Consider the following 15215-nt stretch of genomic DNA (forward strand, 5'->3'; position numbering starts at 1 on the left):
ACGCCGGGGCGGCAGACGGCCTGTGCGCGGACAGGCAAAGCCGCAGGGCGGCGGGAAGCAATATTGCGAACAAGAGTGTATTTCGACGGGGAAGGGGGAAAAATGCTGGGACTGAGGAAGGTGCAGGGCGGTTATGTATTTCTCGCTGCGGCGCGGACGGAGCAGCTCTATCTGAATCTCTACCGGGGAAAGCGGCGGGTTTCACGGCTTCCCTTCCCGCAGGAGGAGCGGATCGGCGATGTGTGGCGGCTCTTTCTTCCGGAACGGTATCGGACTCTCCTCTATTGCTTCGAGGCGGACGGGAGAGAGTTTTCCGATCCGGAGGGAAGAGACTTTCTCGGCGGAACGCGCTTTGGAGAGCTCCGGGGAGCCGGAGAGGTCCTGAAGAGCCCGTTTCGCGAAAACGCGGAGCTCTTTGAGGCGAAGGCCCTGCCGCTCCGCCCGGGAATTCCCTACCGGGACTGCATCATTTACCGCCTTCATGTCCGGGGCTTTACAAAGCACAGCTCCTCCGGCCTGCCCGCCGCAAAAAGAGGCAGCTTCTCCGGAATCATCGAGAAGCTCCCCTATCTCAGAGAGCTCGGCGTCAATGTCCTGGAGCTCATGCCCCCCTATGAGTTTCAGGAGCTGATGTTCGAGCGCTTCGAGCCTCTCTCCCCGAAGGCCCGGGAGCGCTGTCCGGACGGCCGGATCAATTACTGGGGCTTCACGGAGGATGCTCTCTACTATTCGCCCAAGCACTCTTTCACACAGAGCGGTCAGGACCCCTCCGAGAGCTTCCGCGCGCTTGTCCGGGCCGTACACGAACAGGGGATGGAGCTCGTTCTCGACTTTTACTTTAACTACGATGGCGGCCGGGAGCTCCCGGAACGGATCAGCGAGGTCCTCCGCTTCTGGAGAGTCCGCTATCAGATCGACGGCGCCCACATCATCGGCACAGCGCCGCTCGAGCTCCTTCGGAGAGATCCCTTCCTCTCGCGCTTTAAGCTCTGGGCAGAGCACTGGGAGGGGGCGCTTCCCAGGTCCTCCGACGGGGAGAAGTACCTGGCGGATTACAACGACGGCTTCCAGACGGAGATCCGCCGCGCTCTAAAGGGAGACGAGAGCATGGTGGGGAGCCTGATGGAACGGATCCGGAAGAATCCGTCGGACCGGGGGGAGATTCAGTATCTTTCGAATGTCACGGGTCTAAGCCTCATGGACTGCTTTTCCTATGACCGAAAGCACAATGAGGAGAACGGTGAGAGGGGAGCCGACGGCTGTGAACAGAATTACTCCTGGAACTGCGGAGAGGAGGGACCCAGCCGCAGAAAGAGCGTGCGCCTTCTCCGAAAAAAGATGTTTCGGAATGCCTGCCTGCTGCTCTTTCTCTCCCAGGGAACTCCGCTCATCCAGGCGGGCGATGAGTTCGGGGCGAGCAGGCGCGGAAACAATAATGCCTGGTGCCAGGATAATGAGCTGAACTGGCTGGACTGGAGGCTCCTGAAGAAAAACCGGGATCTCTATGAATTCATGAAATATCTGATCCACTTCCGAAGGGAGCATCCCGTCTTTCACCAAAAGGAGGAGCTCACGCTTCTCGACAGCCGGGGGCTGGGGATCCCGGATCTGAGCTTCCACGGGGAGAGCGCCTGGCAGCCGGACAGAGAGCCCTACCGGAGGCAGCTCGGCGTGATGTTCTCCGGGCTCTACGCGGAGGATGAGACCTTCCTGCTCCTTTGCAATTTCCACTGGGAGGAGCACCGTTTTCTCCTGCCGCATCCGCCCACGGGGACAAACTGGGCCACGGTGATCGACAGCTGCCAAGAGGAGCAAAACGGGATCTATCCGAAGGGGGAGCACCCCCTGCTTTCCGATGGAGAGAAGAGGCTTCTCCCCCGGAGCATCGTGCTCCTGCAGGCGGAGGGCTGCGGGGAGATCCCGAAAAAGCGAAGGCGGAGGAGCGGACAGCGGAGGAGGAAGAGCTCCGAAGCCGGACAGAGAGCAGTGCAGGAGAAACAGGAGGTCTTGCCATGACGGACAAATTATATGAGCTTATGAACTGGGCGGATGTGGAAGAGGTCTGCTATCTTGAATGCTCGAACCCAAAGCGGATCCTGGGCGCGAGGCTTCTCCCGGAGGGACTCCTGATCCAGGCCTTCTTCCCCACCGCAAAGGAGGTTTCCGTAATGCTCTCCGGGAAGGCCTGGCCGATGGAGAGGGCGGACGAGGCGGGCTTTTTTGCAGTGCTTCTGCCGGAGGAGAAGCGCTTCCGGGAAAAGCTTCCGGATTACCGCTTCCGCCTCATCTATGACAACGATACGGAGGAGACGCTCCAGGATCCCTACCGCTTCCCTTCGATCTACACGGAGGAGGATATCCGAAAGTTCGAAGCCGGAATCCACTACCGGATCTATGAAAAGATGGGGGCACATCCCATAAGCCTGCGCGGAACTTCCGGCGTCGTTTTCTCCGTCTGGGCCCCCGGGGCGCTCCGCGTCTCCGTGGTCGGGGACTTCAATCTCTGGGACGGACGCCGCAATATGATGCAGAAAATATCGGACAACGGCATCTTTGAGCTCTTTCTCCCCGGTCTTTCCGAGGGCACGATCTACAAATATGAAATTCTCCGCCACGGGCAGGAGCCCTTTCTGAAGACAGATCCCTACGGCTTTTCCTTCGAGCTCCGCCCGAATACGGCCTCCGTCGTCTCCGATCTCCGCCGCTTTCACTGGGGAGACAGGGCCTGGCAGGAAAGAAAGAAGAGGGGGGGACAGAAGACGCAGCCGATGTCTGTCTACGAGCTCCATCTGGGCTCCGTCTTTCGAAAAAAGCTCACGGTCAATGAGGACGGAAGCCCGGTTCCCGGCTCTGAATTTTACAATTACCGGGAGCTTGCGGAGAAGATCGCATCCTATGTGAAGGCCGAGGGCTATACCCATGTGGAGCTCATGCCGGTGATGGAACATCCCCTCGATCAGTCCTGGGGCTACCAGATCACCGGCTATTACGCACCGAGCTCCCGCTTCGGGAGTCCGGAGGATTTCCAGTACCTCGTCGACCGCCTTCACCAGGAGGGGATCGGCGTCATCCTGGACTGGGCGCCCGCGCATTTTCCGCGGGACAGCTGGGGGCTCGCCTCCTTTGACGGAGGGGCTCTCTATGAGGATCCGGACCCTGTGCGGGGAAGCCATCCGCACTGGGGATCCCTCATCTTCCACTACGCGCGGCACGAGGTCAGCAATTTTCTGATCGCGAATGCCTTCTTCTGGGCGGAGAAATATCACGCGGACGGCATCCGGATGGACGCGGTGGCCTCCATGCTCTACCTGGACTACGGGAGGCAGGGCGGAAACGCGCCGAGGAACATGTACGGCGGCAATGAGAATCTGGAGGCCGTCGAATTTCTGAAGCATCTGAACAGTCAGTTCCGGCTGGCCTTTCCGGGGACACTTTTGATCGCGGAGGAGTCCACCGCCTGGGAAAATGTCACCCTCCCGGTGGAGGAGGGGGGACTCGGCTTTGACTTAAAGTGGAACATGGGCTGGATGAATGACTTCCTCTCCTACATGCAGACGGATCCCTTCTTTCGGAAGCAAAACTACCGCTCCCTCACCTTCTCCATGCTCTACAACTATTCGGAGGATTTCCAGCTCGTGCTCTCGCACGACGAGGTGGTTCACGGGAAGGGAAGCCTCCTCCAGAAGATGCCGGGGGACAGCCTCGAGAAAAAGGCGCAGAACCTCCGCGCGGCCTACGGCTATTTCTTCAGCTATCCGGGAAAGAAGCTTCTCTTCATGGGGCAGGATTTCGGAGAGGTCGAGGAGTGGTCCGAGGAAAGAGAGCTGCCCTGGGAGATCCTGAAATACCCTCTGCACAAGGGCATCCATGAGCTCGTGCGGGACCTGAATCAGCTTCTCCGGGAAAAACCGGCCCTAAGCCAAAGGGATTACTCCCCGGAGGGCTTCGAGTGGATCAACTGCTCCTATCCGGAGCTCTCCCTGCTCTTTTTCCTCCGAAAGGCGGAGAAAGCGGAGGACAACCTCCTCATCGTCACAAACTTCGACACGATGGACCACGCGGGCTTTCGCGTGGGACTCCCCTTCCCCTGCACGCTCCGATCGATCCTCTCCTCGGAGGACAGGAAATACGGGGGAAGCGGCGCTGTCCGAAAGATCCTGCACCACTCGGAGCCCATCGAGTGGGACGAGAGAGCGGAGAGCGCGGCGATCCGGATCCCGCCTCTCTCCACGACCATCTATCAGCTCACGCCCCTGAGTAAGGAAGAGCTGGAGCTCCGCTCCGCCCGCGGAAGAAAAGAGGAAAGAGCGAAGAAAACGGCGAAGAAGGGGAAGCGGGGAAGCAGCAATAGAAGCAGCAGTATAAAGGGAAAGAAAGTAAATAAGGGAAAGGAAGCGGAAAAAAGCCAAGGCGAGAAGCGGCATCCGGGCGAAGAAAGCGCGGAGAGGGAAAGTCAAAAGGCAGCAGGAAAAAAGCCGCTTCAGGAGGAAAAATCATGAGACAGGCCGGGATATTGCTCCCCATCTTCTCCCTTCCGGGGAGATACGGGATCGGAACATTCGGAAGGGAAGCCCTGAAATTCGTCGATCTGCTGGCAGAGAGCGGGAACCGCTTCTGGCAGCTCCTTCCCATGGGGCCGACCGGCTTCGGGGATTCTCCCTACCAATCCTTCTCCGCCTTTGCGGGAAATCCCTATTTTATCGATCTTGAGACGCTGATCTCCCGGGGGCTTCTCACGGAAGAGGAGCTCTCCGCGGAGGACTTCGGCAGTGAGCCGGAGAGAGTGGATTACGGAAAGCTCTATCTTGCAAAGGACCATGCCCTGAGAACAGCCTACCGGCACTTCCTCGAAAAGGAGGGGAAGGAAAAAAGCGAGGCTCTCCTCCAGGGCCTTCGGAAGGAGACGCTGGACTACTGCGAGTTCATGGCGATCAAGAAAGTGCAGGACGGAAAGAGCTGGACACTCTGGGAGAAGGAGCTCCGGGAGAGGGAGGATTCCGCGATGGAGAGAGCCCGCAGGGAGCTCCTCCCGGAGATCTCCTACCAGGCCTTTGTGCAGAGGATTTTCGAGGAGCAGTGGCGGGAGCTGAAGCAGTATGCCGGACTCCGCGGGATCCAGATGATCGGGGATATCCCGATTTACTGCGCGATGGACAGCGCGGATGTCTGGGCGAGGCGGGAGCTCTTCCAGTTCTCAGACGGAGGCGATCCGGAGAGTGTCGCGGGAGTACCGCCGGATTCCTTCTCCGCCACCGGCCAGCTCTGGGGGAATCCTCTCTACCGCTGGGAAAAGCATGAGGAGAGCCGCTTCGAATGGTGGCTCTCCCGCATGGACTACTGTCTCTCCCTCTACGATGTCCTGAGGGTCGATCATTTCCGGGGCTTTGAAGCCTACTACTCCGTCCCCTTTGGCGCAAAAACAGCGGAGCAGGGAGAGTGGCTCCCCGGTCCCGGGATGGCGCTCTTTGACGCGATGTACCGCCACTTCGGAAAAAGAGAGCTCCCGATCATCGCAGAGGATCTCGGCGTCATCACGGATGAGGTCCGAAGCCTCATGAAGGAGACCGGCTTCCCCGGCATGAAGGTCCTGCAGTTTGCCTTCGGCTCCGACGCGGATAATTGCTATCTCCCGCACAACTTCGAGACGAGAAACTGCATCTGCTACACCGGGACCCATGACAATGACACGCTCTCCCACTGGTTTGAGACTCTTCCGGACGGAGTCCGGGGCTATATCTTCCAGTACTGCTCCCGCTCGGAAGCGGAGCGGGATCTCATGCCGGAGCTCCTCATAAAGCTTGCCATGTCCTCCATTGCGGATACCGTGGTTATCCCCGCGGCGGACTACCTGAATCTCTCCGGGGAGGCCCGGATCAACGAGCCCGGAACGACCGGGGGAAACTGGGTCTGGAGGATGCCGGAGAATGCCTTCTCCGAGGAAAAAAAACTTTCCATCGCGAGGATCCTCGGAACCTACGGCCGCTACCGCCAGGCCGGGGCGAAGCCGGAAGTAAAGGAGGAAGCAAAGTCGGAATCGGAAGAGGAAGAGCTTAAGAATAGTGCCGATCCCCAAAAATAGCGCTTCCGATCCGGACGAGGGTCGCCCCCTCCTCGATCGCGACTTCGAAGTCCCCGCTCATCCCCATGGAGAGCTGATCCATGGAGAGGGCGGGGATTTCCCGGTTCATGGATTCGAGAAGCTCCCGGAGAGAGCGAAAGATCGGACGGCTCTCCTCCGCCTCCGAGGCAATGGGGGCGACCGTCATAAGGCCCCGGATGCAAAGGTGGGGAAGCTTTACGGCCTCGGAGAGAAAGCCGGGAAGCTCCTCCGGCAGCACTCCTCCCTTGGACTCCTCTCTCCCCACATTGACCTCACAAAGGACATCCATCGAAATCCCATGCTTTTTACACTCCTTCTCGATCTCCTGCGCGAGTCCCAGACTGTCGACGGAGTGGATCATCTCCACCATGCCGGGGAGATACTTCACCTTATTTTTCTGAAGCACTCCGATCATATGCCAGTGGAGCTTCTCCGGGATCTCCGCTGTCTTTTGCCGAAGCTCCTGCACCCTGTTCTCCCCAAAGCATGAGATTCCAAGGCGCATCGCCTCCCGGATATCGGAAACCGGCTTCGTCTTTGAGACCGCGATGAGCTCTACGCTCTCCCGTTTCCTCCCCGCCCTTTCACAGGCCGCAGAGATTCTCTCGGAAATCCTCTCGAGATTTTCAGAAATATTGCTCATATCTCCTTCCTTTCTCCCCCTCTTAATTCTCCCCTCTCTCCATCGCGAGGAGCCTCTTCTTTCGCCAGATCCCTCCGGCGTAACCTCTCAGGCTGCCGTCTTCCGCGATCACGCGGTGACAGGGGATGAGAAGCGAGATCGCATTGTGGGAGACCGCGCCTCCGACCGCCCGAGAAAGGGCTCTCCCTCCGCTCCTTCCCGCGATGCGCTCCGCGATCTCCCCGTAGCTCATGGTCTCTCCGTAGGGAATTTCCAGCATGATCCTCCAGACCGCTCTCCTGAATTCCGTCGTCTTCATGGAAAGAGGCGGCGTAAAATCCGGTGCCCTCCCGCTAAAATAAAGCCTGAGCCAGCGCTCGGCCTCCTCGAATACGGGAAGCATCCTCTCCTCGTGCTCCTCATCCAGAGTATCTCCAAAATATTTCTGTCCGTCAAACCATAGCCCGTTCAGCGCCCTGCCGTCACTCGCGATCGTGATGCCTCCGAGCGGAGAATCGTAATGATAGCTGTATTCCATGCGATAAGGCCTCCCGCCGCTCGATTCTGTCTCGATTATATCGCATATTTCCAGAAAGGAAAGCTCCCTCCTCATTCCCAGAGCGTGTGCTGCGCTCTGAGACTGCACTCGGCCGCTGTCCCGTCCTCATGGAAGCGAAGCTCTATCGTATATCTTTTCCAGAGCATGTACGGCTCAGTCTGTAACTGCAATTTGCAGTTCCCCTCCCATTTGTCTTCCCGGTAATTCGCGGGGGAGAGCGAGAAAATGTCAGAAAGCGGCCTCTCTCTTATCTCCTCCCATCGAAGATCGGAGAGCTCCCTCCCGCAGACTGTGATCTCCGAGAAACGGGGCTTCTCCGATGAAATGCGGTAAAAGCTAATGACGCAGTCCTTTAATTTCGCGCTCTTTCCCCAGGGCGGCGTCAGGCAAACTGTCCCATAGGAATTCCCGCCGCATCGAAGCTCCGCCAACTCTCCGTCATAATAAAAATGGCGGTCCTCCGGCTTTCGGATCTCATCCTCCGCTCCTCTCTCCCCGCTCTCCTCGTTCTCCTCGCTCTCCTCCCTCTCCTCATAAAAGCGAAAGCCCGCTCGGAGAAGCTCTGACGCCCTCGTGCTCCCGATTACGATCCGGCTTTTTTCGATCCGAAACTCAGGTGCTCTCTCCGGAACTCCGCTGAGCATCAGGGACAGAAAAAGAAAAAATCCGCTCATAAAGATCATGCCGAAAACCGCGTTTCCGGACGCATAATTCCGAAGCGTTCTCCCCGCCTTTTTCCCAAAGCAAAGCACGATCTCTATCCCGATTTTTACGGCGGTCCAGAGCATCCTGACACTGAGAATCAGAAAGAATTCCGCCTTCAGGCAAGAATACAGCGCCGCGTTCGCATTGAGCCCCTTATATAAACGCATATAAAGAAAAAAGAGAAGATTGGCCGCAGCCAGTCCCAGAAGAAAGAGGTTCAGCTCTCTGAGCGCCGAATGATCCGTGATATCCTCATAGAAATCGCCTCCCCTTCCGATGATCGCGTGCCCGATCCGATACATCCATCCGGGGACCTCTCTCCCTTTCCGAACCGCATTTTGCAGGATCCAGTATAGATATATGCTAAAGCAAAGGGAGCATACTGTGATGAGGCAAAATCCCGCCGCTCCGATAAAATACTTCATCCTCCCGACCCCTTCCTTCCTCAGCGGACTCTATAGGTCCCTGCGATAAACATCTATTCTGATATTTTGTTTCTATATATTCCCCATATTTCTTGATCTTTGTCCTCTTTCACGCTATCCTGAGCTCAGGATTAAGGAATCTCCCATTCCTGATTCTCATAGGAGCGGCCTTCCAACACCTTGCTTTGCCTGTTTGCCATAAAGCCAGGGGCCGCTTTTTTGCTGTTTACTATATCATCATTTTAATGGATCCGACAGCCGAAAAGCCTCCTTTTGGCCCCTGCAGATTTTCCCCCCAGGACTTCCGCCCGAGCTCGGTCAGGAGCTTATCCCTTCAGACACGCTTTTGGGCGGGGATTTTTCTCCTCAGGCTCTCCAGACGGTTCAGGGCCTCCAGAAGAGTCTCGTCCCTTTTCGCAAAGTGGAAGCGGATGAACTGCTTCACCGGCTCCCGGAAGAAGCTGGAGCCGGGCACTGCCCCGACTCCCACCAGCCGGGCGAGATCCTCGCAGAATTTCAAATCACTGTCATAGCCGAATTCGGAGATATCCAGCAAGACATAGTACGCTCCTTCCGGATCATTATGAATAATATGCAGCTCATCCAGGCCCTTGAGGAAGAGCTCCTTCTTGTGGGTATACCGGGCCAGCAGCCCATCATAGTAGTCCTGATTGAATTTCAATCCCGGAATCACGGCCTCCTGCAGGGGAGCCGCTGCACCGACCGTCAGAAAATCATGTACCTTTTTTGCGCGTTCAATGATCCTTGGCGGGGCAATGATGTAGCCCAGCCGCCAGCCGGTAACAGAGTAAGTCTTGGAGAGGGACGAGCAGGAGATCGTGCGCTCCCACATGTCGGGAAGCGCGGCAAAATAGCAATGCCTATGGGGCGCATAGACGATGTGCTCATAGACCTCGTCCGTGATGACATAGAGATCGTACTTCGCGGCCAGCTCCGCGATAATCTCCAGTTCCCCGCGGCGGAAGACCTTGCCGCAGGGATTGGAGGGATTGCAGAGCACCAGCGCCTTTGGGTGACAGCGGAAGGCCTCCTCCAGCACATTGGGGTCAAAATGAAAATCCGGCGGCGTCAGCGGCACATAAATGGGTTCCGCTCCGGAGAGGATGCTGTCGGCAGCGTAGTTTTCGTAGAACGGGGAGAAGATAACGACCTTGTCCCCGGGGTTTACGATAGTCATCATGGCAGCCATCATGGCCTCCGTGCTTCCGCAGGTCGTGACAATCTCGCTGTTTGGATCGATGCTGCGGCCCATAAAGCGGGACTGCTTGGCAGCCAGCGCTTCCCGGAAATCCTGTGCTCCCCAGGTGATGGAATACTGGTGATAATCCTCGTAGGCCACCTGCGCCAGACGATCGAGGATCTCCTTTGGCGGTTCAAAATCCGGAAAGCCCTGAGACAGATTGACAGCGCCATATTGAAGGGAAATGCGCGTCATCCTGCGGATAACGGAATCCGTAAAGCCGGCAGTGCGATCGGAAAGACTCTGCATGATCTTTTCCTCCTTTAATAAAGATAAGATTTTTCGCTAAGTGCCGCCGGTAATCGAGAGAAATACCGGCGGCAGCATGGGGGTAAAACCGTTTACTTTGCCAAAAGATTCTGATCCCAGCCGGCTTTGATGAAATATCCGCCGTAAGTATCCTTGAATACCTTTTCCGTCTCGGGAGACTGGAAGGCCTTCACAACCTTTTCGTAGACAGCCGCCTTGTCCGGGTCCTCCAGATCCGCAGTGCGGGCGGCGATCAGGTTCCAATACTCCTCCACATCCAAAACGCTGTCCTTATAGATCGCTTCGTCGCTTTTCAGCCCAAAGTCCAGCGCATAGTTTCCGTTGACCACGGCGGCAGTCACATCGGACAGAGCGGAGGGGATTACATTGGCCTTCAGCTCCTCGATCTTGATGCCGACATGATACTTTACGATATTATCTATCGTGGGATTAAACGCTGCATTGGGATCCAGCTCAATCAGCCCCGCCGCCTCCAGCACCTTCAGCGCACGGCCGCCATTTGTCAGGTCGTCCGGGATCGCCACGGTATCTCCGTCCTTCAGCTCCTTCACGGAGGAGAGCTTCCGAGAATACAGATTCAGCGGAATGATAAAGGTGTTTCCGATATTCTGGATCTTATAGCCATGGCTGTCGATCTCGTTCTGAAGATAGATGCGGTGCTGGAAGGAGTTCAGATCGATCTCCCCGTTTGCCAGGGCATTATTTGGTGTCACATAGTCGGAGAACTGCACCAGCTCGAGATCAATTCCCTCATCCTTCAGTGCCTCTTTTGCGGGCTTCCAAAGGTCCTCATAGATGCTTCCGACGACGCCAAGCTTTACTGTGACCTTTGCGGCGGATTCCGTCTTCTGTCCGCTTTCCGAAGGCGAATCCTCCTTCGATGCATGGCTCTTGGAGCCGCAGGCGCTAAGTGCCAGTGCCAAAAGCGCGGCAGACAGTAAAACAGCGATAATCTTATTCCTTTTCATTCTGATTCCCTCCGGATAATTTTACAAAGTCAAAGCCAGTCTGTAGTTTTCGCTCATGGTTTTGCAGGATGCGCTGAATTTTTCCTCTTCCTCAGGACTGAGCTTTAACTCGATGATATCAGCGATTCCATCCTGATTTAATACTGCGGGGACGCTGGCATACACATCCTGCTGTCCGTACTGCCCTTCTAAGAGAACGGATACGGGAAGGATTCGATTTTCGTCATGAAAAATGGCTCGAACCACCTCTGCAATGGATGCGGCGATGCCGAATTCTGTGGAGCCCTTGCCCCCGAGGATCTTCCAGCCGCCCGCTTTTCCTTCCCCTGCGATGGCATCCAGATCGAGCATGCCATAGCTGTCCGGCCTTTCCTTTTGAAGCTGAGCCAGGGCCTTCCCGCCAAGTGTAACGGCGGACCACGCGACCATTTGGCTCTCTCCGTGTTCTCCCAGCGCGTAGGCATGGATGGATTTCTGATCCACACCGGTCGCCTCGGCCAATGCCCGGCAGAGGCGGGCGGAATCCAGCGTCGTGCCGGTAGACAGGATGCGCCTGGGAGGCCAATTCAGCTGATGCTGGATATAATGGGTGATGACATCGGCAGGATTTGAAATATTGATTATGATTCCGGCAAAGCCGGACATTCGTATCGACTCCGTGACCTCCTTCATAATGACGATCGTCTGCCGAAGCGTGTCCATCCTGGTCTGCCCCTTGCTGATATCCGGCAGGGGTCCGGCAGCTGTGATCAAAAGCTGGGCATCCGCAATCTCCGTGTAATCTCCTGCATGCACCTTCGCTCTGCTCGGAAGATACTTTAGCGCGTCAGAGAGATCCAGGGCCTGCGCGGCGGCCTTCTTCTCATCGATGTCAATGTAGACGATCTCCTCGGCCAGGCCCTGTGAAATCAGGGAATAGCCGGCGTGCGAACCGACGTGTCCCGCTCCGATAATACCGATTTTTCTCTTTTGCAAATTCATTTTTTCCTCCTTAATGCCTGCTCTTTCTCCTTAATGCCTGCTCCTTCTGACAATATGAGCGCCGATGCATTCCATCATACAGACGAGGATGAGCAGAACGATCACGGTCACATTGGTCACATCCGACATATTTCTGTCATGCCCGTAGCGGACGGCGAAATCACCGAGGCCGCCTGCACCGACCACACCGGCCATAGCGGTCAGGTTCAGAAGACTGATGGCTGTGATCGTGGTGCTCCGTGCGATAGCCGCTATGCTTTCCCTCAGGTAGACACGAAAGATGATTTCTGCGGGGCTGGAGCCCATGGAGAGCGCCGCCTCAATGAGCCCGGGATCCAACTCGGCCAAAGCAGTCTGCACCTGCCGGGTGAAAAAGGGGACACAGCCGAACACCAGTGGGACAATGGCCCCGCGCACATAAATCGCCGTCCCCATGATGACACGGGACAGCGGCATGACCCATGTCAAAAGGATAATAAAGGGGATGGAGCGGAACAGGCTGACCAGCTTGTCCAGGATCTGATAGACGATTTTATTTTCCAAAATGCCGTCCGGCTTCGTGACCGTGAGCAGCACGCCAAGGATCAGACCGAGGACAAAGGAGATGGCGCCTGACCAGATGAGCATCAAAAGAGTGTCACCTATTGCGGCATAAAAGTCCGGCAGCTTCGCCATGACATTGGGAATCCAGTTATTCAGAAATTCTTGCATCCTTGATCACCTCCAGGCCTACCTTCTTCTCAATGAGATATTTCATCGCTTCTTCCATCCGTTCCCGCTCTCCGCTGATGATCGCCACCGTTCCGCCAATGGGTGCGTCCTCTACGATGCTGATATCCGCAAAGATGATATTCAGGGAAAGGCCAAACTTCTGTGATACCGTGGAGATCAGCGGCTCGGAAACATTTCTCTGTAAATAGGAGAGCCGAACGATCAGCTCCCCCGGCTGAAGCTGAACCACCGGGGAATTTTCAGAAAGCAGCTCTTCAATCTTCCGAAGATTCGAAGTTGTCTGGATGAAGTTTTTCGTGATCTCCTGCTCGGGCTTGGAAAATACATGGAATACCTCGCCCTGCTCCACCACACGCCCGTGCTCCATGACAGCGACGCGGTGACAGATTTCCCTGACCACTGCCATCTCATGTGTGATAATCACAATCGTAATGCCGAGTTTTTCATTCAGATGCTTCAAAAGCCGAAGAATAGACTTTGTGGTCTGAGGATCCAATGCGGAGGTGGCCTCATCGCAGAGCAGCACATTCGGCTCATTGGCCAATGCTCTCGCAATCGCCACGCGCTGCTTCTGTCCGCCGGAGAGCTGAGAGGGATAGGCATTCGCCTTATCCTTAATGCCCACAAGCTCCAGCAAATCCATCACCCTGTCCTCTGTCTCTTTTTTGCCAAGCCCGCTTCCCCGCAGCGGATAGGCCACATTTCCCGCGACTGTGCGGGACGGCATCAGATTAAAATGCTGGAAGATCATTCCGATCTTCTTTCGTGTCCTCCGAAGTTCACGCGCGCTTAAGGCCGTGAGCTCTTTCCCGTCCACTGTGACCGTGCCTCTTGTGGGCCGCTCCAGAAGATTGATGCATCGAAGCAGTGTAGATTTTCCCGCTCCGGAAAAGCCGATAATCCCGAAAATCTCCGCTTTATCGATGGACAATGAAACATCGCGCAGCGCGTGAACCTGCTGCTGATCTTTCCCGAAATCCTTGGAAATATGCGTCAACTCAATCAAATCCATTCTCCCTTCAACGAAAAAAGCGGGGAGCCCAAAGGCTCCCCGCTTCAAATGCATCCCTCAACTCCGCTTATCCTTGCTTAGCAGAGACACATTCGAGTCCGGATCTTCCGGAAAGGCAGCAAATGAGCACACGAAACTGTGGGCATCGGCATCAGCATAGCCATGTCCATATCCATGCAGCTCATCATTCGAGAATTACAATAAAACATGCTCATGCCCCTTTCCTTTAAAATCCTGTATTTCCTGTATTGTGGCTTAGATGGTACTGCTTGTTCCCCGCAATGTCAATCAGAACTTCATCCATTTTGCAAAGTCCGTCGTCTTCTCTAAAGCACAATCGCTTCGCAATTGGAAATTCATCGCTTTGCCCTGCTTCCTCCACGGCCGCTTACCACCATGTATCTACATCCGGATTCGGTCCACTGGATGATCTATCGCCATTTGTCAAGTGATTACAGCAAACATCATATTCGGTTTTACAATCCGTTTTACAGTCCGCTTACAGTTCACACGCGGACTGTAAATCCGATTATCAATCCTCTTTGTCTTCCCATTGCTCTAATACAGCTTCTACTTGTGCAATCAGTTTTTCCTTCTCCGGGATCACATAGGTATAAGTCGATGCAAATATATTGTTGGAAAGACCGCCCAAAGCATATTCCGCACTTACATTATCCTTATCCGTGCAAAGGATGATGCCGATCGGCGGATTGTCGCCCGGTTCATTTACTTCTGCAGCATAATAGTTCAGATACATATTGAGCTGGCCGACAGCCTCAGGCATGAGCTTCACCGTCTTCAATTCAATCAGTACATAAGCATGAAGTTCCTTGTTGTAGAAGACCATATCCACGTAATAATGGGTATTGTTCAGAGTCACACGCTGCTGTGTTCCTACAAACATAAAGCCTCTGCCAAGCTCCAGCATAAAATCTTCAATCTGCCTGACCAGTGCTTTTTCCAGCTCACTTTCCAATACCGGTTTATTCTCCGGAATGCCAAGAAACTCGAATACATAAGGATCTTTTACGATATCCTCCGGAGCTGCAAGTTCCTGGCCTTTGGTTGCCAGTTCATATACCTTTTCCTTATTGGCTTTGCCGTCAGACAATAGTAGCCTTTCGAATAGAGAGGTGGATATCTGGCGTTTCATTTCTCTGACAGACCATCCAGAGCGTTCACATTCTTTTTCGTAAAAACTACGGCGATCAGGATCGGAAATGATCAGAAGCTCACAATAATGGGACCAGCTCAATTTGCCAGACAATGTCTGGTAATTCGGATAGGAAATATAGAAAGCTCTCATATTTTGAAGATTTGACCTTGAAAAACCTTTCCCAAATTCCTTGGTCAAGACCTTTGATAATTGCTTCAGCGTCTGCTTCCCATATTCCGCTCGTTCCTTGCTGTCCTGCTCATGTTCAACAATAACACGGCCAATATTCCAGTAAGCCAGTAATTGTTCATTATTGACCTGCTGAGCAACATTGCATCGTGCATTGTTCATGATATCCCTGATCTGAACGATCATATCCTGGGGAACCATTAATTCGTTACTCATGACAAATCCTCTTTTCGAA

General features: G+C 55.0%; 12 protein-coding genes. 3 read left to right on the plus strand and 9 right to left on the minus strand.

Translation table 11 applies throughout. The features are described 5' to 3' along the window. Window positions 1–102: 102 nt before the first annotated feature. The 3 genes from HMPREF1986_RS10275 to malQ are packed head-to-tail and all read left to right on the plus strand — an operon-like array spanning window position 103 to window position 6079. A complete protein-coding gene (locus HMPREF1986_RS10275; protein WP_051273925.1) occupies window positions 103–2016 on the plus strand; it encodes an alpha-amylase family glycosyl hydrolase in 1914 nt (637 codons plus the stop codon). Further along, window positions 2013–4499, plus strand: a complete 2487-nt coding sequence (glgB, locus tag HMPREF1986_RS10280; protein ID WP_021774772.1) for a 1,4-alpha-glucan branching protein GlgB — start codon at window positions 2013–2015, stop codon at window positions 4497–4499. Before HMPREF1986_RS10275 ends, glgB begins: the two co-directional genes overlap by 4 nt. Next, window positions 4496–6079 (plus strand): 4-alpha-glucanotransferase, encoded by a 1584-nt coding sequence (gene malQ / locus HMPREF1986_RS10285; protein WP_021774773.1) that lies wholly within the window; start codon window positions 4496–4498, stop codon window positions 6077–6079. Before glgB ends, malQ begins: the two co-directional genes overlap by 4 nt. On the opposite strand, the gene HMPREF1986_RS10290 is transcribed toward malQ, so the two are convergent. From HMPREF1986_RS10290 to HMPREF1986_RS10330, 9 genes are all read right to left on the minus strand, one after another. After that, a complete protein-coding gene (locus tag HMPREF1986_RS10290) occupies window positions 6051–6743 on the minus strand; it encodes a YggS family pyridoxal phosphate-dependent enzyme (RefSeq protein WP_021774774.1) in 693 nt (230 codons plus the stop codon). The two genes, malQ and HMPREF1986_RS10290, sit on opposite strands and share 29 nt — an antisense overlap. A 22-nt stretch (window positions 6744–6765) precedes the next feature. Further along, complete coding sequence (locus HMPREF1986_RS10295) at window positions 6766–7260, minus strand: methylated-DNA--[protein]-cysteine S-methyltransferase (protein ID WP_036600297.1); 495 nt, start codon at window positions 7258–7260, stop codon at window positions 6766–6768. Between the two features lie 71 nt (window positions 7261–7331). Then, window positions 7332–8411 carry a hypothetical protein gene (locus HMPREF1986_RS10300; protein WP_021774776.1) on the minus strand — a complete coding sequence of 360 codons (1080 nt, stop codon included), beginning with the start codon at window positions 8409–8411 and terminating at the stop codon, window positions 7332–7334. 334 nt (window positions 8412–8745) lie between these two features. Next, window positions 8746–9921 carry a pyridoxal phosphate-dependent aminotransferase gene (locus HMPREF1986_RS10305; RefSeq protein WP_021774777.1) on the minus strand — a complete coding sequence of 392 codons (1176 nt, stop codon included), beginning with the start codon at window positions 9919–9921 and terminating at the stop codon, window positions 8746–8748. Between the two features lie 92 nt (window positions 9922–10013). After that, the gene (locus HMPREF1986_RS10310; RefSeq protein WP_021774778.1) at window positions 10014–10910 is read right to left on the minus strand and encodes a MetQ/NlpA family ABC transporter substrate-binding protein; all 897 of its coding nucleotides are present in this window, start codon (window positions 10908–10910) and stop codon (window positions 10014–10016) included. A gap of 21 nt (window positions 10911–10931) precedes the next feature. Continuing rightward, on the minus strand, window positions 10932–11891 hold the full coding sequence (locus HMPREF1986_RS10315; protein ID WP_021774779.1) for an L-lactate dehydrogenase: 960 nt from the start codon (window positions 11889–11891) through the stop codon (window positions 10932–10934). A gap of 30 nt (window positions 11892–11921) precedes the next feature. Beyond that, the gene (locus HMPREF1986_RS10320; RefSeq protein ID WP_021774780.1) at window positions 11922–12602 is read right to left on the minus strand and encodes a methionine ABC transporter permease; all 681 of its coding nucleotides are present in this window, start codon (window positions 12600–12602) and stop codon (window positions 11922–11924) included. Continuing rightward, window positions 12583–13629, minus strand: a complete 1047-nt coding sequence (locus HMPREF1986_RS10325) for an ATP-binding cassette domain-containing protein (protein WP_036600300.1) — start codon at window positions 13627–13629, stop codon at window positions 12583–12585. Before HMPREF1986_RS10325 ends, HMPREF1986_RS10320 begins: the two co-directional genes overlap by 20 nt. A gap of 538 nt (window positions 13630–14167) precedes the next feature. Continuing rightward, complete coding sequence (locus HMPREF1986_RS10330; protein WP_021774783.1) at window positions 14168–15196, minus strand: PDDEXK nuclease domain-containing protein; 1029 nt, start codon at window positions 15194–15196, stop codon at window positions 14168–14170. Window positions 15197–15215 lie beyond the last annotated feature (19 nt).

Source organism: Oribacterium sp. oral taxon 078 str. F0263 (assembly GCF_000469565.1).
Classification (GTDB): Bacteria; Bacillota; Clostridia; order Lachnospirales; family Lachnospiraceae; genus Oribacterium.